Genomic DNA, 21,905 nt, shown 5'->3' on the forward strand with positions numbered 1-21,905 from the left:
AAAGGCATGAGTACTGAAGAACATGGTTCCTTAAAAGGGTACACTCCACCTTAAGGTAACCAATTGATCTTCTAATACTCATGCCTGATCGAGTCAGTAACACGTATGTTAAGATTTATGGGTTAGACGTTGCAAATGAATCGTCAGATAGATCGCTTCAGATTCATCCACAGGTTTATTTAACTGTTTCTGCATCACTTTGATTAACTTCCATGCTAAATTATAGCATACCGGATATTCTTCTTTCAACATTTTCGCGAGTTTTATTTCATCGCCCACCGCTTCATCTTGATGCACCCTGTCAATGGCGCGGTGTAAATGCTGAACCAGCCTGTGATAATCCACACTATTCTTATCGATCTCAAGCCCCATTGTGTCTTCAACAAGAGAAACCAACTTCGTAATCAACTGATTATGCCTGTTGATCTCGCGCAGTGTCTTGTCCGTCACGGCACTGTGGATGTGCAGCGCGATGAAGCCGACCTCCCCTTCTGGGAATTGAATCCCCATCTGATCATAGATCATCGTCACGACTTCCATAGCAATCTGGTATTCCTTTGGATACAAAGACTCAATCTCCAACAAGAACGGATTAGAGAATTCCATGCCCTGCTTGGCCCGGTTAATCGCGAACGCCAAGTGGTCTGTAAGAGCGACGTGTATATGCTGGTTCAACTCCTGCCCCATTCTCATCTCTACATGAACAAGGACATCATTCATAAAATCGATGAGCCCCTCATCAATGTAAGGCAACAGGTTCACATACTGCTCCTTCTCCTTCTCGTTACTCAGTAGAAAAGTCTTATCCGCTTTGCTGAACGATATGTCATCATCCTTCTTGCGGTTAAAGCCAATACCTTTTCCAATCAGGACGACTTCTTTATGCAACGGATGCTCGGCAATGATGACATTGTTGTTCAGCACTTTCTTAATTTTTACATGCTGCTCCATCATACGTCCCCCACTTGCTGTTAAAAGCGTTTACAGTCTATTCATAAACTCTATCCTATCTCTCATTTTTCGTTTTGACAAGTAGACGAGTGAAACTTCCTATTTGTTTAAAACCCCTTATGTACTGTACAATACTCTTCGTGCAGAACAGGTTCAAATGAAGAAAGGAGTCCATCCATGATTAAACTGTTTGTCAGTGATCTTGATGGTACATTATTAGGAATGGACCATTTTATAAAAAACGAAGATATTGATGCGGTCCGTCGTCTGATCGACAAGGGCACCCCACTTGCGGTTGCTTCCGGGCGAATGGATCACGAAATTAAAGAAGTACTCAAACGCGTTGGCGTAGCAGGTCATAGAGTTAGTCAGAACGGTGCGTTTGTGTTCGATGCAGAAGAAGAACACGTTCACTCGAAGACGTTCGATCAGCAGACGGCTTCTGAGGTCATGAAGGCGATAGACAGCGAGCCGATGGTCAAAACCGTTTCAACAGCAGAGGAAACGTACACCGAGGAACATAGTAAATGGATCGATATCATCTCTGAGCAATTGTTCCATGATATTATCGTAGAACCGAATATGAGGAATTTGTTCGGGTCAGACATTCATCCATCTAAAATTTCCCTTCATGGTCAGGAGAAAGATGTCATGGAGGCGTACAAACGGATGGAGCAGACATTCGGAGACGAAGTCGACAGCTTCATTTCACATGAAACATGTGTCGATTTAATGCCTAAGGCCATCAATAAAGGTACCGGCCTGCGTGCTCTGATTGAAAAGCTGGGTCTTGAGCCTCATGAGATTGCCTGCGTCGGAGATTCGTTCAATGACATTGCCATGTTTGAATTGACAGAGCACAGCTATGTCATGTCATCTGCTCATGAGAAAGTGACAGAAAGAGCATCAACGGTCGTCGATCACGTGCACGAGGCGATTGAGGATTTAGAGAAGAAAAACCTTATATAAGAATAGAAAAATCATAAAAAGCTGCTGACATCATTCGTCAGCAGCTTCTTCATTTTCAAGCCGATATAAGACTTGATAAGGTCGGACTGAATAGCTTTCCAGACTGACCGGGTTTTGATTCAGTGCATCTTTCAATCGAACGCGAAAATGCTCTTTAGTAATCAGGTTATTCAGAGTCGTCTCCGTCACTTCTTCAAAACGCACCTCTTGTGTTTCACCAGGTTGGATGCTCAGTTCACCGGATACATATTCTCCTTTGAAAACAATGCAGACTACGCCTAAAGTAAGGTTTTGGTAAACCCCTGTTATGCCTGTAATGTTAACTTCTACTCCGGTTTCTTCTAAGATCTCTCGTTTGACCGCTTGGTCGAGCGTCTCGCCGCACTCCATCCTGCCGCCTGGAATCTCGTAAGTGTCATCTCGGTGTTCATTTTTCACGAGGAGCACTTCTCCTTTTTCATTCGTAATACAGGCGGCGACGGAAACGATATGCTTCGGAAAATGATAATCTCCCGTCGCCTCAACAAAGTCGACGTGCTTCTCTACGAAGAAGGGGCTTAATTCTTTCCGTCTTCTTTGAGCTTTACTATATAATTCAGACTGCTTCAACTTCTCTTCAATCTGCTCAAAGTCCTCATAGGAATCGTACTCCCATATTGATGTCACTTCATCACGGTTCAGTGTCGTGAACCTCCCGACGATTCTTGCTCCGTGCCCTAATCGATTCGGCAATATATATTCATGAAAGAATTGAGTAAATACTTCGTATTGATCCGGCTCTATCTTATAGATCCTTCTCTGATAGATCATGCATTAACCTCCACCTGCAATAGTTCATTTGTCACGGTAATTAGTATACAACATTTTGTATGAAAACGGGATCATCAGGACCTATCATTTAGAAAATTTCCTATTACTATCCTTGTAAAATAATAACACAGATTGAGCACATATTCAGTTATCTACGTATTCTTCTAAAAATCGATCGATCAAATCGAACGGGAACCCCTTTCGATACAACCCTGCTTTGACTTTCTGTTTCAGTTCGTAACCTTCTGTTTTCCTCTCATATTTCCGTACAAGCTTTTCCCCCTGATACACGACCGCTTCCCATTCTGAGTCATTCTCCTCTTCTTCAGGCAGGGACGCAAGGGCTTCCTGAATGACATCTCCTGAGAAGCCTTTCTGCATCAACGTCTGCTGGACACTCTGTATCTGCTGCTTGCGGGATTTCCTGCTGTCCTGCCGCATCTTCTTCTCTGCAAATTTGGACGCCTTTTCAAGCTGACGATCAAAAGGATAATACTGAAGCGCCTCTTCAGCCTGCATAGCTGTAACGCCCTTTTCAATCAGTTCTTTTTTTAAAAGCAACGGACCCTTGCTCGAGGTCATGACCCTCGTCCTAATCAAAGAGTTTGCAAATTCCTGATCGTCCAGCAGCTTCTCGTTGTACAGTCGTTTGATGATTTCGTCTACATGTTCAGGTTCTACTTCTTTTTCTAGTAAATATTGACGCATCTCTTTTTCTGAGCGCATTCTATAGCTTAAGTAGTTAATGGCAAGGGTATAGGACTTGTGTATAGTATCTGTTTGGATTAACGCATTTATTGTCGCATCATCAAGTTCCATACCTTTTTGCAGTCTGTATTTTACCAGGACATCAGCATCCACACTAAAGCCGTAGTCTTCACCACGACCATGATCTAAGTAGATATTATAGCGGTTCTTATTTTTCTTCTGAGTCGTGATCCGAGTAAGTTTAGCCAACACCTTCACCCCTTTACGTATATTGTACCGTTTAAGGCTTACTCGGTCACGAATAAGAACCGCTCCTTTTACCTATCGTAATAGAGGGATAAAAGCAATAAGGAGGAAAGAGTTATGAATATTGTAGTGACAGGTGGAACAGGCTTCGTCGGAAGCGAATTGACCAGACAGTTGGTCAACGAAGGACACCATGTGTACATACTCACGCGGAGCCCTGATCAGCATACTGATACAGAAAACGTTACGTACGTAGGATGGCTGAAGGATTCATTCAACCCGGCTGCTGCCCTTCCTACTATTGATGCCATCGTTAATTTGGCGGGTGAATCGCTGAACAGCGGCAGATGGACGGACGAGAGAAAAGAGTCTATCTTGAACAGTCGAATTCAAGCGACCGAAGGAGTACTCGATTTAATTGAACAGTTAGACCCTAAACCTGAAGTTCTCGTCAACGCTTCGGCGGTCGGTTTTTATGGACAGTCGAAAACGAAGACGTTCACAGAAGAAACCACAGAACCCGGCCGTGATTTCTTAGCCGACGTGGTGGAAAAGTGGGAAGAAACCGCATCGAGAGCGAAGGAGTACGGTGTGCGTACAACCTATATCCGCTTCGGCATCATCCTTGGTGATGAAGGCGCCCTGCAAAAAATGATTCTTCCATACCAATTCATGATTGGCGGTAACCTTGGCTCCGGTGAGCAGTGGATGTCTTGGATTCACATTGATGACGTCGTTGGATTGATTCAATTCACGATTCATAACAAAGATGTGGAAGGACCGGTGAACGGAACGGCTCCCAACCCTCACCGGAATAAAGACTTTGGACGAACGCTCGGAAAAGTGCTGAACCGGCCACACTGGATTCCAGCCCCTTCCCCAGCTCTGAAGCTGGCACTCGGGGAAATGAGTACACTGTTGCTCGACGGACAATCCGTCATTCCAAAGAAAGCCATCGAGCACGGATACAACTTCAAATACCCGGAACTGAAACCAGCACTCGATTCGATATTAAACGATTAATAGAACGGAGTCACCACTCCGTTCTTTTTATGCTCATTTTTTCCAATTTTCCAGTATAATAGAAGTAAACTACCTTGAAAGGCTGTATGTCTTATGAATACGGTAATAAAAAACGTGACGATTCACCCGATAACATCCCCGACCATCTATAACGGATGCGTTCATATCCAGAACGGCAAAATCCATGATTTCGGTAAAGACATTCCGTACCCGGAGCACTCAGAAGTCATCGATGGTAAAGGAAAGGATCTCTATCCGGGGTTTGTAGATGTCCACACGCATCTGGGGTTATACGATGAAGGAACCGGCTGGGCTGGAAGTGATGCGAACGAGACTATTGAAGCCATCACCCCTCACCTCCGTGCCATTGACGGCGCCCATCCATTGGACCCCGCATTCTTCCATGCACGAAAAGCTGGTGTAACCACTGCTCACATTATGCCAGGGAGCGCGAACATCATCGGAGGCACAACCTCTGTAATCAAAACCGTCGGCCATACCATCAATCAAATGATTATCAGGGACAAAGCCGGGTTGAAACTGGCACTAGGAGAAAATCCGAAGCGTGTTCACTCCCAATCCAAGAACGCATCCATTACAAGACTCGGCATTATGGGAACACTGCGTGAAACCTTTTACTGTGCCATGAAGGATCCAGATCCCGATTTGAGAGTACAGCCGATTTTGCAAGCATTGAATAAGGAGATCCCCGTACGTATTCACGCTCACCGTGCAGATGATATCATCACGGCACTTCGCTTTGCAGATGAGTTTGATCTCGACTTAAGAATCGAACATTGTACAGAGGGGCATTTGATCGCCGATGAACTGGCGAATAGAGATTTGCAAGTAAGCGTAGGGCCTACCTTTACGAGAGCATCCAAAATTGAGCTGCGTAACAAGACATGGCAGACGTATAACATTCTTCATGAACATGGAATTAAAGTGTCCATTACGACGGACCACCCTTACACACCGATTCAATACTTGAACATCTGTGCAGCTCTTGCCGCCCGTGAAGGGCTTGATGTGGAAGACGCTCTCAGAGGGATTACGATCATTCCAGCGAAAAACCTCGGTGTCGATGACCGTGTCGGGTCTATCGAAAAAGGAAAAGACGCTGATGTCGTTCTTTGGTCCGGGCACCCTTTCGAATTTCTTTCTAAACCGCTTTGGACGATGATTGATGGAAATCTTGTATATTATCAGGAATAATGTTGCATTCTAACATCGGAAGGAATTCCTCCCGATGTTTTTTTATTTTCAAAAAGCACATTGCTGTGTTTAGGGGTGGGGGTTCCGGTGAATAAGTAGTTATACAAAGGTTGTACATTAGTTACACGAACTCTTTCTACTGGTTGTATAACCCGTAAACCTTGTAATGAAAGTTGAGGTTATGCCTCGGCGTTTCATATATAAAAAATTGAGGAGTGGAATACCATGAAGAAATTATTGTCGTCTCTCGCTGCGTTCGTTTTAGTCTTAGGAGTGTTTGCGCCTGCTGCTTTTGCAGATAACCATTCAGGCGGAGACATGGCGATGGTCCGGATCATCCACGCATCCCCTGACGCCCCTGCTGTTGATGTGTACGTCGATGGAAGTGCTGTTGTAGAAGGAGCAGAATTCAAAGCTGCTACGGACTACATGGAATTACCTGCCGGTGAACATACGATCGAAATTTATGCTGCTGGAACTATGGGCGAACAGGACCCTGTCCTTTCTGCTAACGCGACAGTAGAAGCTGGTATGGCTTATACGGCTGCTGCGATTGACAACCTTGAGAATCTTCAGTTGAAAATCACCCAAGATGAAACAGAAGCAAGTGAAGGAATGGCTAAAGTTCGTGTCGGTCACTTCATCCCGGGAGCACCTGCTGTTGATGTTGGACCAATCGGTGGAGACGCTGTATTCTCTGGTGCTGAATTCCCGATGGTAACCGATTACGGTGAATTGGAAGCTGGAACATACGACCTTGAAGTTCGTACAACAGACGGAACTCAACTTCTTGACCTGTCAGGTACTACACTCGAGTCTGGTAAAGTCTATAGTGCCTTTGCTGTAGGAACAGCTGACAGTCCTGATGTTCTACTTCTGGAAGACTCTTCTGCAATGCCTTCTTCCATGCCTGAAACTGGATTCGGTGGAGCCGCTGATACAAATAACGCCTTCGCATATGCAGCCCTTCTAGGTGTGCTGGCTATGGGTGCAGGATTTGTATTCTTCCGTAAACGTTCTGAAGCATAATAAATGAAACACATTCTCTATTCAATAGCCCTGGGTCTCCTTGTATTCATCGTCAGTTTTCAATTACTGGATGAACCTGCCAAGGAGGCCAGGGTTCTTTCTTCATTTGAAGCGGAACAAAAACAATCGGAAGAACCTCCACCACTAAAACGAGATACGATAGAAAATGAACCGATCAAGAAAAATTATGAACCCGCGACTGTGGTTCAACAAGACGATCAGACAGGCATTGTCCCTACACGTCTTGAAATCCCTTCGATCGGAGTAGATGCTCCTATCGGCCCTGAAGGATATACCGATAATGGAGGCATGGCTGTTCCTGACAGTGTGACGAGAGTCGGTTGGTTTGAGCCTGGTACGAAACCCGGCCGTATCGGAAATGCTGTTATCGCTGGTCACGTAGACGGTCAAAGCGGCCCTGCCGTATTTTATGACTTAAAAGAACTGAAAGCTGGAGATGAGATATTCGTTTACGGAGAAGACGGTTCCAAGATGACTTTTACTGTTGAGAAAGTGGCCGCCTATCCTGTAGAGGAATCCCCTATCCGTGACCTGTTCGGTCCTACAAATGAGCGGGCTTTAAACCTGATCACATGCACGGGTCCTTATGATCAAGAGGCAAGCGGTTATACGGAGCGCCTTGCTGTCTACACCACCCTTACAGCAAGTGATTATAAACAGTAAACATCGAAAAATGACCACCAAAAAATAAATAAAAAAATCATTCACTTTTTCCTTCCAATCGATTATGATAAGGGTATAAGTAAATGTCGTATAGTGTAGGGAAGGCAAATGGTGCGCCACCAGTCTAACTGGTTCTAGTGGGTTCGATTCCCACCCCGAATTTTTGTGTGCAATTGATAAAAATTCGAGGGTGGTCCCGAACTGACTGACGGCTGGCTATTTGTCCATGCCCTTTTTCTGATCACCCTCCAACCATCAAGGAGGGATTTTTTATGCTTAAAAAACGTGATTTGCATGACGCTCCGGTCCTTTTCGAGCTGATGAGTCATCCAGAAGTTTTTCCGTATGTCCGCCATAAAGCCGCTTCAAGCGACGAGTTCTATTTCTTAACCAAGCAAACCATAGAAGCTGAAGACCGAGGTGAATTGATCTCACGTACCATCCTTGATGAGTGGGAGCAGCCGATCGGCACTATTAATTTATTCGATATCACAGAAAACAAAGGGTTCCTCGCCACTTGGATCGGCCAGCCGTACTTCGGCAAAGGTTACAATCAGGTCGCGAAAGAGGCATTCTTTGAGGAGTTGTTCTTCCAACTGGGTATTGAAGCGATCTTTATGAAAATCAGACGCACCAACCAGCGGTCTATGAAAGCCGCTCTCAAAATCCCTTATATTAGTGAAGCGAACGATACGTTTGTTGATGTCTTCCATTGGATCAACCGTAATGAAGATGTCTACGATTTGTTCGTCATTACGAAAGAGCAGTATCTCTTTCACTACTACGGCGAGCAAAACGAGAGCGAAGAAGCGTTGGAAGCCTAATTTTATCGTATTTCAAAAACCAGACGGGAGAAAACCTCGTCTGGTTTAATTATGTATAATCTTGCATGAGAACCCTTGAAGCGCTTAGAGTCTGACACTCTAAGCGTCTTCTATTTTACAAATACTTCGACGATGGAAGTGGAGCTTTCGGGACATCCTCCTCCACTCTCTTCACCGCATCAAGCGGGATTTGCATTTGTGGGGTTCCTTGAACGCCTGCCGCCACCTCAAATTTATTGAAAATCAAAACGAGATGGTTGTCCTCAATATAAAAAGCCGTGTCTTCTCGGACCTTATCAAATGTATCGCTTGAATACGTCTCCACATCCTGTGCCATTATCCTGTTCACTTCTTTATTTAACTCATCCATATAGACGACTTCCGTCAACGGGAGCAATTCGCTCCTTTTTCCATTTTCAAAGTTGATGGACGAAACGGAAGAATGATTCTGGTCGTTTCTGGATACATGGGAGGTCATGACAACAGAGTAGAAATCCTTCTCCATGTAGACATCCGACTCCTCATAGTACAGGATCGGGCCATTATGCGTTTCATCTGCTCCTCTTTGAACCATGTCAAACTGACGATCCAGTTTACTCGTTATGGAGTGGTTCACCTTATTTTGAAGCTCTTTATTCTTCAACTGATCAAATATCGGATAGTCGACGTGGATTTCCCAGTCCTGTGTGACTTGGTCTTTTCTTTTGATTTGAAATAAGCTTTCCGAATGAACGGAAGGAGCTTGCTGCAAGACAATAACACCAATGATCACTAAAAGAATCAATCGTTTCACCATAATCCCTCCTACTTTTATAGTGTGACCCAAATCTGCAATCTTAAAGGGAGAAAAAGGTCGTTTTTTAGCAAAACACACCGACCAGTTGTGGTACTATAAGAGTAGTTCATTTGTTTGATAAAGGAGTGGATCACCCATGAGAAACGGTCACGGTGATTTTAATAAACAGCTACTTGCTTCATTACAAGGTCGGAATGATAAAAATGCGGTTCATTACATATTAGAGCAGGCCAGCTTGTATTTTGAATGTGATGCAGCAACTGTCTACCTTTTAGAGGAAAAATCAGGAAGGACCATCTTCCCTTATAAAGAATTCGTCCGCAACTCAAACATTTATCCCTTATCTACACTTAGAAGAGAAACGATCCTGAATCTCCCATCTCAAGAAATTTTCCAGCTTGATGCATCGATTTATGGAGAGGATGCGGCAAGTTATGCGATGCTCCTTGAGCAAGAAGAGCATCAACCTTTAGGAGCTCTCGTCCTCATCCACCATACTCCATTCACCCCGGAAGACGAAGAAGCTCTTCGTACGATTACATCGTGCCTGAATGTATACCTGTCTCACCTTCAATCTGCAAAGTCGGACTGGAACCATCGATCTTACATTGAAGAGCGAATACGAAGGCAGCAATCAGACTTTATGCGATTGATGAAGGATGCTCGTTTAACGTCCATTGATTTAGTCCCTGCCTTTCAAATGATTTGTGAATCAACAGCGGAAACGCTGCAGGTAGACCGAGTAGCCGTATGGTTCTTCAGCGAGGATCGAACAACGTTGGAATGTCGTGCACTCTATGACCATCCTTCAAAGAAGTTCAAGAACGCTCAAGGCCTTCAGAAAGCTCATTACCCTGCATACTTTTCAAGCCTGGAAGAGAATCGATCCATTGTGGTGGAACAGACATCCGATGACTTCCGCGTTCATGAATTACTGGAGGATTACTTAGCCCCTCTCAATATCAAAGCCTTGATGGATATTCCGATTATCAGTGGTGGCAAAACAATTGGTGTGCTTTGCTGTGAACATTACGACGATTCAAGAAACTGGAGTTTTGATGAAGAAGCTTTTGCGACATCGATCGGCGATATGATCGCGTTCATTAATGAACACATTAAAAGGCGTAAAGCAGAGAAGAAGGCAAAGGAACTTGCCTATTATGATTATTTGACTCATCTACCTAACCGTAACGCCCTTGAAGAGCATTTGGATACAAGAATGGATCAAGCGGATGGGAGATCTTATTTTGCCCTGATTTATTTAGATATAGATGGTTTTACAGAAATGACAGAGCGACTTGGATACCGGATCGGAGACCAATTGCTGATGGCCGTGACCCGGCGACTGAAGTCAGCGTTACAAAAAGGCGAATTTATTTCGAGGCTTGATTATGATGGCTTTGCCATTGTAACGAATGATACCGAGGTGAAAAATGCCCTCTATAAAAGGATACATAAGTACCTTGAGTCCTTGAAGGAGCCACTTATGGTGGACGGTCAAGAGTTTTTCATTACAGTCAGCACGGGAGTGGTTGTCTTCCCAGAAGACGGGGACAGTCCAGCAACCATAGTCCGAAACGGTCACAGAGCCAACACAGAAGCTAAGCGGCTCGGGCGGAGTATGATTACATTCTACCGCCCTTCTTTCGACGAGTATGAGTTTGAGCAGCAATGGTTCCACATGGATTTAGCTAAGGCCTTGGAGAACGAAGAATTCGAGCTGTATTATCAACCTCAAGTCCACCCTTTTTCAAAAGAAGTCACTGGCATAGAAGCACTTGTCCGCTGGACCCACCCTGAAAAAGGGGTCATCCCACCGAACGAATTTATTCCTTTAGCTGAAGTGACAGGGCTTATCGTTCCTTTAGGGAAATGGATTCTTGAGAAGGCTGTTCACCAGGCCATCGAACTGGATCATCAAGGGATGGGAGACATTTGCGTATCAGTCAACATTTCAGCCATTGAATTTCAGCATCCGGAGTTTTTGACCCACGTAAAACGCGTTGTGTACGAGAGCGGCATTTCACCTGAAAAGCTTAGACTGGAGATTACAGAGACAATGGCGATGGATCATGAAGACTATACAATCGAGAACCTCCATCACCTTCAGGATTTAGGTGTCACCGTGGCACTTGATGATTTCGGTACAGGGTACTCTTCTTTGAAGTATTTAAGTCTGTTCCCGATTCAATGCCTAAAAATTGATCGCAGCTTTATTCGTAATGTCGAAAGCAACCCAAAAAACGGAGCCATCGTTCAATCGATTGTCGACCTTGCGGAGAATCTCGACCTTGAGGTCATCGCAGAAGGAGTAGAGACAAAAGAAGAACTTCGGCATCTCACGGCCATAGGAAACCAAATTATTCAAGGGTACTACTATTCTAAACCGCTCCCTGCGAATGAACTGCTTTCCTGGATCCAAAGTTTTCAAGGAGAGTAACCCTTTCACGAGGAAATATATGGTATAATATATAGACTTTAACGTAGGAGGGATTTGGTGATTCGTTTACTAACCGAACAGGACCAGAAGGCGTGCGAGCGCCTTCTGTTGCAAAAACCCGCTGAGAACCTTTTTCTTATCAGCGATATTGAGAACTTCGGCTTCCACCAGGATTTCCAGAAGCTCTGGGGAGAGTACAACGACGATAGAGAATTGATTGCGGTACTCTTGAAATACCGCAGCAACTACATATGTTATGCCGACCAGCCATTTGATGCTGAACGTTTCGGACAAATCATAAGCGAAGACCCTGATTTCAGAGAACTTTCCGGTCTCGATGAGATGACGAAGCTGATTCTTCCTCATATCGACCGAAACAAGAAGCACTCGCGTCATTTGTACTACGCTAAGATGGATACTCTTGAACCGTTTCCTTTCCCGAAGCGTGACCAGGATGTCAAACTGGCAGGACTAAACGACGTCCCGAACATTGCTAAGCTCCATGATCAGATTGATGACTTTGAAGAATCAGATACGCGTGAAGATGACCTAAGAGCGGGAATGGAAAACCACTCCTCCCGTACATATGTCATACAAGATGGCGGCCATTTCGTATCCGCCGCCTCCACTACTGCCGAGAATTCAGCTGCTGCTATGGTTGTCGGTGTCTGCACACACCCGGATCACACTCAGAAAGGCTATGCGAGCTTGATCATGAACCGTTTGTGTGAGGATTTACTAGCAGAAGGAAAAAGCCTCTGTCTGTTTTACGATAACCCGAAAGCTGGTACGATCTATAAACGCCTCGGGTTCAAAGACATCGGTTCTTGGACGATGCACCTATTCGAACCGCAAAAAACAGCTGTAGATGCATGATGAATGGAAGTGCCATACGCTGGAGTCCTATACGGGTGGGATTCCGGCTTTTTTATGGACATTTATAGATTCCGGCTGGTGCGCTTGTTATTAAGCGCGCTCATTGACACGCTATGCGCGTTCAAACGCAGGCTATGCGCGGCCGGTCGATTTCTATGGGCGCCCACCTGCTATCTATGCGCGTAAAATCGAGTCTATGCGCGTTTCATTCCCCGACGCTGCACCTAATTCTCACAGTCCGTTCTGTAGAATATAAAAAATCCGGAGCCCTGAATGGACTCCGGATTTTTTTCGTATTAATTTAAGAATGAAAGGTCAACCAAACCAGTCAGGTCAGGTTTTTCTTCAAGGAACCCTAGGTCATAAGAAGAGTTGGCGAAGTCCTGAAGGTGCTTTTCGTCCACTTCATATGTGAAGTCGATACGATTCCAGGCATTGTCGATCACTTCTTTAGATAGTTCCTGATCTGTGATTTCTTTGATTTTCTTAATGGCAATCTCTTTTGATTCTTCTGGGTTTTCTTGAATGAACTCAGTGGCTTTCTTGTGTGCGTCCACGATGTTTTGAACCATTTCTGAGTTATTTTCAACAAGATCCTTCGAAGTTACAAATACGGCTGCCGGAAGTGTCTCTCCATAAGCCACTTCTGGTGTGTCGATGAGAACAGTTCCGTTTCCTTCTGCTTCAATTGATGAAGCCCATGGTTCCGGTACCGTTGCGACATCCACTTTACCTGCTTCGAATAAGCTTGCGTACGTAGCCGGCTTTCCTGTCACATGCTTCATCTCTCCATCAACACGGTCTGACGTAATGCCGTATTCCTGCTTCATCAACGTTTCAAATTGCACGTCGTGTGTACACCCTACACGTGGTGAAATGAACGTCTTGCCTGCCATGTCCTCTGGTGAAGAAATGTCAGCACCGTTTCTTGCCATAATCACAGTACCACCCGTTGAACCTGCTGCGACGATGTTCACTTCTGCTCCGCTCGTAAAGTGGTTCATAGCCGGTCCTGGTCCAACCAGACCACCTTGAATTTCTCCCGTTTCAATGGCTGTCATAAAGGAAGAGCCGTCCGGGAAGTATTGGTACTTCACGTTTGTTCCATCTGGAAGAGTTTCTGTATAAAGATCCTTCTCTTCCGCTACCATTCCCGCTACGTGATTGATGTTCGGGAAGTATCCAATTGTAATTTGATCTCCGCTTTCTTCAGCTCCACCCGTACTGCTTCCGCAGGCTGCTAACACCGTAAGAGGCAGTAATACGAGTAATAACCACAGCTTTTTCATAAGAATTCTCCACTCCTTTTATGATTTCAGTAAGCCCCATCGCTTCATGACATTCTTCTCTAATTTCGAAAAGACGAGTTGGTCCACGACGGCTCCAATAACACCTATGATCATAATAATGCCAATAACTTGATCCATTCTTGCATAGTCCTGTGCGAACCTCAGGGAATAGCCGAGACCCGGCCCATTACTAAGGAATTCTCCTGCCATCAATGCACGCCAGCTGAATGCCCATGCCAGGCGGATCCCCGTGATAAAGTAAGGAACGCTTGATGGCACTTCCACACGGTAAAATAGTGAAAACCCACTTGTTCCCATCGTCCTTGCCGCTCTGACTAACTGCGGTGGAACGTTATGGATGGCAGACCTTACATTTAACGCCATAACAAATGTTCCTCCAAGAGCGACAACGAAGACAACAGCAAATTCTGTGAAACCGAAGATTAATATGGACAACGGTACCCAGACGATACTCGGAATACTCTGCAAGGCAATCAAATACATGCCGGCAGTTTCATCCGCCTGCGTCGATTTCCCAAGAATCACACCAATGACTGTACCGATAACAAGAGCGAGTGACAGCCCGATAATCAAGTGTTTAAAGCTTGCCACCAGTGCTTTGATCAAATCTCCGTCTGAGAATCCATTAATTAATGAACCGAATACCTGTATTAAGGATGGAAACGCGATATCCGGGAAGACGTTCGAGTAATACACGATCTGCCAAATGCCCATTATGGCCAGTAAAAATAATAACCGTTTAATAAATACCTTCATGACTGAGTTCTTCCTTCAATACTTTATTGATTTCTCCCTCCAGGAGATCCATCACTTTTCTCTCTAGCTTGATAACTTCCTCGTCATCCCGCTTCCTCGGTCTTGGAATATCGATGTGGAAATCGGCGATGATGCGTCCTGGGCGGGTTCCCATTACAACGACCCGGTCTGACAACTTGATCGCTTCCTGAATACTATGAGTAACAAACAAAATCGTTTTCTGCGTCTCCTGCCAGATCTTCATCAATTCCTCATGAAGGATGTGGCGTGTCTGTTCATCAAGTGCTCCGAAGGGTTCATCCATCAACAGCACTTTGGGATCCATTGCCAGCGCACGAGCGATGGCAACACGCTGCTGCATCCCTCCCGAGAGTTCATGCGTGTAGTTATTCTGGAAACGGCTCAAGTGAACCATCTTGAGGAACTTCTCTGCCCGTTCTTCCGCATCTTTCTGCTTTTTGATCGGAAACATGACGTTCTCTTTTACATTCAGCCATGGAAACAAAGAAGGCTGTTGAAAGACCATGCCTCTGTCCGGTCCTGCTTTCGTTATTTTCTGTCGATCGAGTTCGATGGAACCTTCCGTTACGGATTCCAGGCCGGCAACCATGGAAAGCAGTGTCGACTTCCCGCACCCTGATGGTCCAAGCAAAGAGACAAATTGATTTTCCTCAATCGTCAAATCAAGATCGGAGAAGACCTCGAACTCATTATCGAACGACTTCGTAGCGTTGTTTATTTTTAAAAACAAGACGACTCACCCTTATGTTCATAATTCCTATCAATTTAGTATGCTTTATGACTATAGTTTTAGATTATACAGACAGTGAGAAAGATGTGTCAACAATATTTCAAAAACTTTAATAATATGAGCCCTCTGTTTACAAATCCTCTACAGGGCTGTGATAAAATAAGCGCATGAAGGAGGTTGAATCATGGATCAATTAATGTTTATTCAAACGGGAATGGGAACCGATGTGCACGGGCAGGACATTACAAAAGCCTCAGTGCGCGCCATCAAGAATGCCATTCATACAAACTCGATGCCAGGTATCCGAACCGTGCTGCCTGAGCAATCATTAGATAACATGAAAATCAACGTGAAACTTGCCCTTCCCTGTGACAAGGACAAGCTCGATCATGATGAAGTACGAAAAGCCATCCCTTATGGCGAAGTGAAAATCGAAGTGATGGACGGCGGCATGCTGACATCCAGCGGGATTTTCCTTGAGGAAAAGCAGGATAAAAACGATCTGATGTATATCGTCAACGCCTCTATTGAAGTAGGGTACTAAAAAAGGAGGTCCTCCGAAGAGAGGATCTCCTTTTCCTTATTCTTTTTCGTCCATTTCATCCATGTACTGATCGTAGTGGACATTCCGCTCGAAATGGACACTGTCAGGGCCTGTGTTCCCTTCCATATCCGTCGATACAAAGGACTCGAACTCTTCTACATACCCAATGTTGTCCTCGCTATCCATATTAGACGAGCCATCATACGTCATACTGGACTGATTATACTTGGCGACCTGCTCGTAGGCATTTTCTTCATTATAGTCAGAGCTGCTTTGTCCATACGCACTTTCCATGTCGTGAAGCACCTCTTCCTCTACGGGGCGGTCAGTAGAAATGTCTTGATTCGTAGAAGCATCGGCAACCGTTCTCGCTGTCGGCAATGCTTCCAAACGATCTTCAGGAATCGGCTTACCTGTCTCTTCACAAACCCCATACGTCCCCTTTTCCATCTGCTTCAAAGAGTACTGAATATCGGAGAGCTCTTCCCTTAGATGCGCTAAAAGTGCAATGTCCTTCTCCCGCTCATACAGCTCTGTTCCAGAATCAGCTGGATGATTATCGTACTGAGACAGCTCTCCAGAAGCCATATCGCTCGCAAACCCACGTTCCATTCCGAATTTGTCATGCTCCATCAAACGCTTTTCCACCTCATATTTACGTTCCTCAAGCTGCTTTTGGTAATGTTTATAGTCCATGGTGTCACTCCTGGTTTTTTTTCTTAGTCTGTCACTTGAATGGCGAGCTATACAGCTACTTCATCGCAAGTTCAAGTCCTAAAAAATAAGATGCGGTCATCCTTGATGACCGCACCTTTTGGTTGTCGAGAAAGTCTTCTCGTTCTTTTAAAGCTTGAGAAGCAGTGTTGGCGAAACAACTCGCTTTCCACCGCATTTGTAACAGAAGCGTTCACCATACATCTTCAGACTGTTGAGAATGTCCGCCTCGTGTTGATTCTTTCATCTTTTCGAGTATCTTAAATTCTGTAGTTATACGAGGATGGAGCGTTCCAATACTGAGTGTTCGCACAATTAATCGCTTCATACTCTAGTTATCGTTAGGTTCTGGACCCACTGTTCTCGCAAAGTGGGGTGGAAAATGGCGAGACTCCCGCGGGATGCACGGACCACGGCGAGACCCCGGAAGACGAAGTCTGAGGACATCAATGAACAAGGATGTTCGAACTAAAACCGCCACGTCCTGTGGCAACGTCGAACGACCCAACATCCTGTTGGGCCGCCGCAGGAAAGCGAGTTATTTTCCACCCCACGACTCACTCTATTTTATCCAGAACCTTTTCAACATCTGAAGATGCGGTCATCAATGATGACCGCATCCTCTACATTCCACTATTTACGTAAGGCCTGCAAAAAGTCTTCTTTCAAGTCTTCAATATCTTCCAGCCCGATTGATACGCGTACCAAACCATCTGTGATGCCCAATTCTTTGCGGCGCTCAGGTGGAATGGAAGCGTGCGTCATCATCGCAGGAACGGAAATCAGGCTCTCGACTGCTCCCAGGCTTTCTGCCAATGTGAAGTACCGGACATTCCGAAGCACCTGGTCCGCTTTTTCACCACTTCCGACATCAAAGGAAATCATACCACCATTTCCAGTGGCTTGGCTTTGATGGATCTCAGTCCCCTTGTGAGTGGCAAGGCCCGGATAATAAATGTTCGTCACTTCCGGAAGATCCTGAAGGAATTCGACGAACTGCTTCGTGTTCTGTTCGATCTCTTCCATACGAATGCCGAGGGTTTTAATCCCTCTCATCAATAACCAGGAATCATGCGGTCCAAGCACACCGCCAGAGGAGTTCAATACAAAGTGAACCTCTTCCGCGAGCTTTTCAGAGTTGACGACGACAAGACCTGCCACGACATCGCTATGCCCCCCTAAGTACTTCGTTGCGCTATGAAGGACGATATCGGCGCCGAATTCGATCGGGTTCTGCCAATAAGGCGTGCTGAACGTATTATCGACGATCAATTGAAGGTCTTTGGACTTCGCCAGTTCTGATACCTTTTTCAAATCGGTAATTTTCAAGAGTGGGTTCGTCGGCGTTTCAACATAGATCGCTTTTGTCTTCTCTGTCATCGCCTTTTCGATATTCGCTGGATCACTCGTATCGACGAAGCTCGCTTCTAGACCGAAGCGCGTGATCACCTGACTGACAAGGCGGTACGTTCCTCCGTAGACGTCGTCAGTGAAGATAATGTGATCTCCTTGCTTATACGTCATCAGAACAGCTGTAATCGCTGCCATCCCTGAACCGAACGCGAATCCGCGGTGACCTCCCTCGAGATCTTTAATCAATTCCTCCAAGGCAAAACGAGTCGGGTTCCCCGTTCTCGAATACTCGTACCCTCTATGCTTTCCTACACCATCCTGTGCATAAGTACTGACTTGATAAATCGGTACAGACACGGCACCTGTCTTCTCATCACCTGTGATGCCACCATGAATCAATTGTGTTTTCTTTCGCATAACGTCACTCCTCTTCATAGACACCCTGACTTAAGTAGCGTTCACTGCTGTCAGGAAAAATAGTTACGATTTTTGCTCCGGGTTCTGCCCGTTCCGCTTCTCTGAGTGCCGCCTCGAACGCCGCTCCTGAAGAGCTCGCGACGAGCAGCCCTTCGTTGATCGCTAATTCCTTCATGCGTTTGAAGGCGACTTCATCCGTCACCGTATGGATTGCGTCAAAATATGATGGATCCATATAAAAAGGAAGAAACTCCATTCCGATTCCTTCGGTCTTGTGTGGACCTGAAGGACCTCCATTCAGGATCGAGCCCTCTGGTTCCACAATGGCAGTGTGAATGGAAGCTTTTTGTTCTTTCAAGTACCGTGCTGTTCCCATGAACGTGCCGCCGGTCCCTGCACCCGCAAGAAAAACATCCAGGTCACCGTCCATGTCTTGATAAATCTCAGGTCCCAGTGTTTCATAATACGTATCAGGGTTCGCCTGATTGTTGAACTGCTCTAAGCTGATGGACGCTGGTATCTCCAGGCAAAGATCTCCTGCCCGTTCAATGGCGCCCTTCATTCCTTTTTCAGTCGGCGTGTTGACGACTTCTGCCCCTAAGGCACGCATCAACGTCTGCTTCTCACGACTGAACTTTTCAGGTGTTACAAAGATGACACGATACCCTTTTCCAATAGCAGCTAAGGCGACGCCTATTCCAGTATTTCCAGCAGTAGGTTCAATGATTGTACCCCCAGGCTTCAGCGTCCCACGATTCTCAGCATCCTCGATCAGTTTTAAACCCAGACGGTCTTTAATACTGCCGCCTGGGTTCATAAATTCGAGCTTTGCGAAAATGCGTGCGTCATTCGGGATATTGGAATGGGTGATTTCAATCATAGGTGTGCGCCCGATCAAGGACTGCACATTTTTAACATAGCCCATATTCCTTCACCCTTCTTATTAAAAGACTTCCGTCCATTCATCACGTTTATTCAAGAGCTCGCGCGCAAGCTCCTGTGCACCCTCAAGGCTGTGACTCGCAGCGAATCCACATTGAACTTCGTTGCAGGCAGGTACTTCATCCGCTTCAAGTACATCATTCAATGTTTTTTCGATGACTTCGAGAATGTTGTCATAGCTGTCATCGTTAAGTACGGCAATGTAGAAACCCGTTTGGCAGCCCATTGGTCCGATATCGATGATGCGGTCGTGGTGGTTACGGCTGTTCTCTGCCATCAAGTGTTCCAATGAATGAAGCGCAGGCATTTCCATATGTTCTTGGTTCGGCTGTTTGATTCGTAGGTCGTACTTATAAATCTTGTCGCCATTGTCCCCTTCTGTCACACCAACAAGGCGTACATATGGTGCTTTGACTTTCGTGTGGTCCAAGTTAAAGCTTTCTACATTCATTTGTGGCATCATTCATTCTCCTTTTTTTGCCTGAATCAGCCAGGCATATTTGTTGAGCTGCTTACAAGATACTTCAAAACCTTGCTGCAGAAACATCTCTTTAAGTTCTTCTAGATAAGGGTAGTATTCTTCCTGCAAATCCTGTGCTAAATTTAGGAATCCTTGCTTTTCGGCTTCCATAATCAGCTGTTGCTTATGTGTCTCATTCTTGAAAAGCGTATCAATGAAGACGACCTGTCCGTTTGGCTCGAGTTGATGGAAGAATCGTTCGATGGCCTGTTCTTTCTCTTCTTTCGTTAAATGATGAAAAGCAAAAGAACTTACGATCGAGCTGACAGGGGTCATCAAACTGGGATACTGAAGAAAGTCTCCCGAATAAATGGCTGCTTCCGGGCATTTCACGTTTGCAATACGTCTCATCTCTTTGGAAGGTTCAATTCCGAACACAACCTTATGCTGATCGATGATTTTTCTCGTCAAATTCGCTGTACCTACACCAAATTCCATAACAGGAGATATCGATAAATCAGCCAGCTGCTGAAGCATCTCTTCATACCCTTCAAACACTTCCCTATATTCCGGATCATGGCCAGAAACGGTTTCATCATATGAACTCGCCCATTGATCAAACAGGTCGACGAATTCGATTCCCATGCTCTCATCCCCTTAATGTTTATAATTCCAATCAATTAACTTGGAATTACATCTTTAGAGTATCATATTTCAATCACGTCTACAATGTTTATCTTTTCGGAGCCCATTTAAAGAACGTGTCAGGCAACTAGTAAAAATGTTCATTCTAGAGCCTTACTCCATGAGATAAAAAAAGCCTGATGCATTCATTTGGAATGCACCAGGCGGGAGTTTATCATTTCTCTTCTTTTTTTGGAGACAGCGTGTCGAGCGAACGGCGAACGAGTGGTTCATCGATCGCTTTCTCAATCTGTTTCAGTGCTGGACGATCTTTCGGTGAAGCGAATGTGATGGCGAGTCCCTTCCCTCCAGCTCTACCCGTACGTCCGATACGGTGGATATAGCTCTCGGGATCTTGCGGGATATCATAATTGAAGACGTGCGTGACACCCTCGACATCCAATCCACGGGCCGCGACGTCTGTCGCCACCAAATATTGAATCTTAGCATCACGGAAGCGCTGCATCACTTTTTCCCGTTTCGCCTGAGAAAGGTCTCCGTGAAGCTCATCCGATTCAAACCCCTCCCGCTTCAGCGCTCCGTTCAATTTACTTGCACGGCGTTTCGTCCGACAGAAAATGACGGCGAGGAAAGGACGGTGCTCCTGCATAATCGTAATCAGCGTCTGCTGCTTTGCCCGGTCCGTCGTTTCATATACTAACTGCTTAATATTCGTGAGGGTGACTTTTTCCGCTTCCACCTTCACCCGCTTCGGGTTATTCAGCAGCATGTTGGCAAGAGACTGGACCTGCTTTGTAATGGTTGCCGAGAACAGCAGGACCTGCTTCTCCTCCGGTGTATGCTTCATAATACGCTTCACGTCAGGAAGGAACCCGACCTCAAGCATCTGATCGGCTTCATCAAGTACGACCGTTCCGACATGATCTAATGAGACGGTTTCGCGTGCCAGATGGTCAAGCAGACGACCTGGTGTAGCCACGACGATATGGGCCTGTCCCTTCAACTTCTTCGCCTGCTTCGCTACGTCCTGTCCGCCATAGACTGCCAATGCCTGAGCACCCTCAGGCTTCAGCTTCTCTACTTCCTTCGTAACCTGCAACGCAAGCTCACGCGTCGGAGCCACAATCAAGGCCTGCACGTGCTCTTCAGATGGATCGATTTTCTCAAGAATCGGCAGAAGGAAAGCGTATGTCTTCCCTGTACCTGTCTGAGCTTCCGCAATAAGATCCTGACCATTTCGGATAATCGGAATCGACTGCTCCTGAATCGGTGTCGGGGAAGAAATCCCTTGATTCTTTAATTGTTTCACATAATGTTGTGTAATACCCAGTTGTTCAAATGATGTCATGTCCGTACCTACTTTCTTTAATCTCTCTCCTAGTATTGTACATGATTTCCTATCATGGTTGTTTTCTTTTTTCCATATATATAAATTAGTTGAT

The 21,905-nt window shown here is 45.5% G+C and carries 22 protein-coding genes; 9 read left to right on the forward strand and 13 right to left on the reverse strand.

Features of this window, described 5'->3' with window-relative positions; genetic code table 11:
• Positions 1–108: 108 nt before the first annotated feature.
• On the reverse strand, positions 109–951 hold the full coding sequence (gene glcT / locus LCM20_RS14525) for a glucose PTS transporter transcription antiterminator GlcT (protein ID WP_225196208.1): 843 nt from the start codon (positions 949–951) through the stop codon (positions 109–111).
• A 177-nt stretch (positions 952–1,128) separates the two neighbouring features.
• Between glcT and LCM20_RS14530 the strand changes: the two genes are divergently transcribed.
• Positions 1,129–1,920, forward strand: a complete 792-nt coding sequence (locus LCM20_RS14530; RefSeq protein ID WP_225196209.1) for an HAD family hydrolase — start codon at positions 1,129–1,131, stop codon at positions 1,918–1,920.
• A gap of 30 nt (positions 1,921–1,950) precedes the next feature.
• Here LCM20_RS14530 and LCM20_RS14535 read toward each other — a convergent pair whose 3' ends face one another.
• Both LCM20_RS14535 and recX read right to left on the reverse strand, forming a co-directional pair.
• The gene (locus LCM20_RS14535) at positions 1,951–2,730 is read right to left on the reverse strand and encodes an NUDIX domain-containing protein (RefSeq protein ID WP_225196210.1); all 780 of its coding nucleotides are present in this window, start codon (positions 2,728–2,730) and stop codon (positions 1,951–1,953) included.
• Positions 2,731–2,874: 144 nt separating this feature from the next.
• Positions 2,875–3,687 carry a recombination regulator RecX gene (gene recX / locus LCM20_RS14540; RefSeq protein WP_225196211.1) on the reverse strand — a complete coding sequence of 271 codons (813 nt, stop codon included), beginning with the start codon at positions 3,685–3,687 and terminating at the stop codon, positions 2,875–2,877.
• 114 nt (positions 3,688–3,801) lie between these two features.
• Here recX and LCM20_RS14545 point away from each other — a divergent pair, with 114 nt between their 5' ends.
• The 5 genes from LCM20_RS14545 to LCM20_RS14565 all read left to right on the forward strand — a co-directional run bounded on the left by LCM20_RS14545 (position 3,802) and on the right by LCM20_RS14565 (position 8,459).
• Positions 3,802–4,707: a TIGR01777 family oxidoreductase gene (locus tag LCM20_RS14545; RefSeq protein WP_225196212.1), complete on the forward strand. Its 906-nt coding sequence runs from the start codon at positions 3,802–3,804 to the stop codon at positions 4,705–4,707.
• 93 nt (positions 4,708–4,800) lie between these two features.
• A complete protein-coding gene (locus LCM20_RS14550; protein WP_225196213.1) occupies positions 4,801–5,922 on the forward strand; it encodes an amidohydrolase in 1,122 nt (373 codons plus the stop codon).
• A 225-nt stretch (positions 5,923–6,147) separates the two neighbouring features.
• Positions 6,148–6,951: a DUF4397 domain-containing protein gene (locus LCM20_RS14555; protein ID WP_225196214.1), complete on the forward strand. Its 804-nt coding sequence runs from the start codon at positions 6,148–6,150 to the stop codon at positions 6,949–6,951.
• A 3-nt stretch (positions 6,952–6,954) separates the two neighbouring features.
• Positions 6,955–7,635 carry a class F sortase gene (locus LCM20_RS14560; RefSeq protein ID WP_225196215.1) on the forward strand — a complete coding sequence of 227 codons (681 nt, stop codon included), beginning with the start codon at positions 6,955–6,957 and terminating at the stop codon, positions 7,633–7,635.
• A gap of 272 nt (positions 7,636–7,907) precedes the next feature.
• Positions 7,908–8,459, forward strand: coding sequence for a GNAT family N-acetyltransferase (locus LCM20_RS14565; protein ID WP_225196216.1), 552 nt, complete (start codon positions 7,908–7,910; stop codon positions 8,457–8,459).
• A gap of 115 nt (positions 8,460–8,574) precedes the next feature.
• Here LCM20_RS14565 and LCM20_RS14570 read toward each other — a convergent pair whose 3' ends face one another.
• The gene (locus tag LCM20_RS14570) at positions 8,575–9,255 is read right to left on the reverse strand and encodes a DUF3298 and DUF4163 domain-containing protein (protein WP_225196217.1); all 681 of its coding nucleotides are present in this window, start codon (positions 9,253–9,255) and stop codon (positions 8,575–8,577) included.
• A 136-nt stretch (positions 9,256–9,391) separates the two neighbouring features.
• Between LCM20_RS14570 and LCM20_RS14575 the strand changes: the two genes are divergently transcribed.
• Both LCM20_RS14575 and LCM20_RS14580 read left to right on the forward strand, forming a co-directional pair.
• Positions 9,392–11,695, forward strand: coding sequence for a sensor domain-containing phosphodiesterase (locus LCM20_RS14575; protein ID WP_225196218.1), 2,304 nt, complete (start codon positions 9,392–9,394; stop codon positions 11,693–11,695).
• 57 nt (positions 11,696–11,752) lie between these two features.
• The gene (locus LCM20_RS14580) at positions 11,753–12,571 is read left to right on the forward strand and encodes a GNAT family N-acetyltransferase (protein WP_225196219.1); all 819 of its coding nucleotides are present in this window, start codon (positions 11,753–11,755) and stop codon (positions 12,569–12,571) included.
• 296 nt (positions 12,572–12,867) lie between these two features.
• On the opposite strand, the gene LCM20_RS14585 is transcribed toward LCM20_RS14580, so the two are convergent.
• From LCM20_RS14585 to LCM20_RS14595, 3 genes are read right to left on the reverse strand one after another with little or no spacing between them, the layout of a single operon-like run.
• The gene (locus LCM20_RS14585) at positions 12,868–13,860 is read right to left on the reverse strand and encodes an ABC transporter substrate-binding protein (protein ID WP_225196220.1); all 993 of its coding nucleotides are present in this window, start codon (positions 13,858–13,860) and stop codon (positions 12,868–12,870) included.
• 18 nt (positions 13,861–13,878) lie between these two features.
• Positions 13,879–14,637 (reverse strand): ABC transporter permease, encoded by a 759-nt coding sequence (locus LCM20_RS14590; RefSeq protein WP_225196221.1) that lies wholly within the window; start codon positions 14,635–14,637, stop codon positions 13,879–13,881.
• Positions 14,621–15,388: an ABC transporter ATP-binding protein gene (locus tag LCM20_RS14595; protein WP_225196222.1), complete on the reverse strand. Its 768-nt coding sequence runs from the start codon at positions 15,386–15,388 to the stop codon at positions 14,621–14,623. The genes LCM20_RS14590 and LCM20_RS14595 overlap by 17 nt, the downstream gene beginning before the upstream one ends.
• 184 nt (positions 15,389–15,572) lie before the next feature.
• Between LCM20_RS14595 and LCM20_RS14600 the strand changes: the two genes are divergently transcribed.
• Positions 15,573–15,932 carry a Lin0512 family protein gene (locus LCM20_RS14600; RefSeq protein ID WP_225196223.1) on the forward strand — a complete coding sequence of 120 codons (360 nt, stop codon included), beginning with the start codon at positions 15,573–15,575 and terminating at the stop codon, positions 15,930–15,932.
• 36 nt (positions 15,933–15,968) lie between these two features.
• On the opposite strand, the gene LCM20_RS14605 is transcribed toward LCM20_RS14600, so the two are convergent.
• The 6 genes from LCM20_RS14605 to LCM20_RS14630 all read right to left on the reverse strand — a co-directional run bounded on the left by LCM20_RS14605 (position 15,969) and on the right by LCM20_RS14630 (position 21,811).
• A complete protein-coding gene (locus LCM20_RS14605; RefSeq protein ID WP_225196224.1) occupies positions 15,969–16,628 on the reverse strand; it encodes a TraR/DksA C4-type zinc finger protein in 660 nt (219 codons plus the stop codon).
• 651 nt (positions 16,629–17,279) lie between these two features.
• A complete protein-coding gene (locus LCM20_RS14610) occupies positions 17,280–18,416 on the reverse strand; it encodes a bifunctional cystathionine gamma-lyase/homocysteine desulfhydrase (protein ID WP_225196225.1) in 1,137 nt (378 codons plus the stop codon).
• Between the two features lie 4 nt (positions 18,417–18,420).
• A complete protein-coding gene (locus tag LCM20_RS14615; RefSeq protein ID WP_225196226.1) occupies positions 18,421–19,341 on the reverse strand; it encodes a PLP-dependent cysteine synthase family protein in 921 nt (306 codons plus the stop codon).
• An 18-nt stretch (positions 19,342–19,359) separates the two neighbouring features.
• On the reverse strand, positions 19,360–19,821 hold the full coding sequence (locus LCM20_RS14620) for an S-ribosylhomocysteine lyase (protein ID WP_225196227.1): 462 nt from the start codon (positions 19,819–19,821) through the stop codon (positions 19,360–19,362).
• On the reverse strand, positions 19,822–20,463 hold the full coding sequence (locus tag LCM20_RS14625) for a class I SAM-dependent DNA methyltransferase (protein WP_225196228.1): 642 nt from the start codon (positions 20,461–20,463) through the stop codon (positions 19,822–19,824). It abuts the gene before it with no gap.
• A gap of 214 nt (positions 20,464–20,677) precedes the next feature.
• Complete coding sequence (locus tag LCM20_RS14630) at positions 20,678–21,811, reverse strand: DEAD/DEAH box helicase (RefSeq protein ID WP_225196229.1); 1,134 nt, start codon at positions 21,809–21,811, stop codon at positions 20,678–20,680.
• Positions 21,812–21,905 lie beyond the last annotated feature (94 nt).

Origin of the sequence: Halobacillus litoralis (assembly GCF_020171725.1) — a bacterium.
GTDB classification, from domain to species: Bacteria; Bacillota; Bacilli; order Bacillales; family Halobacillaceae; genus Halobacillus; species Halobacillus litoralis_F.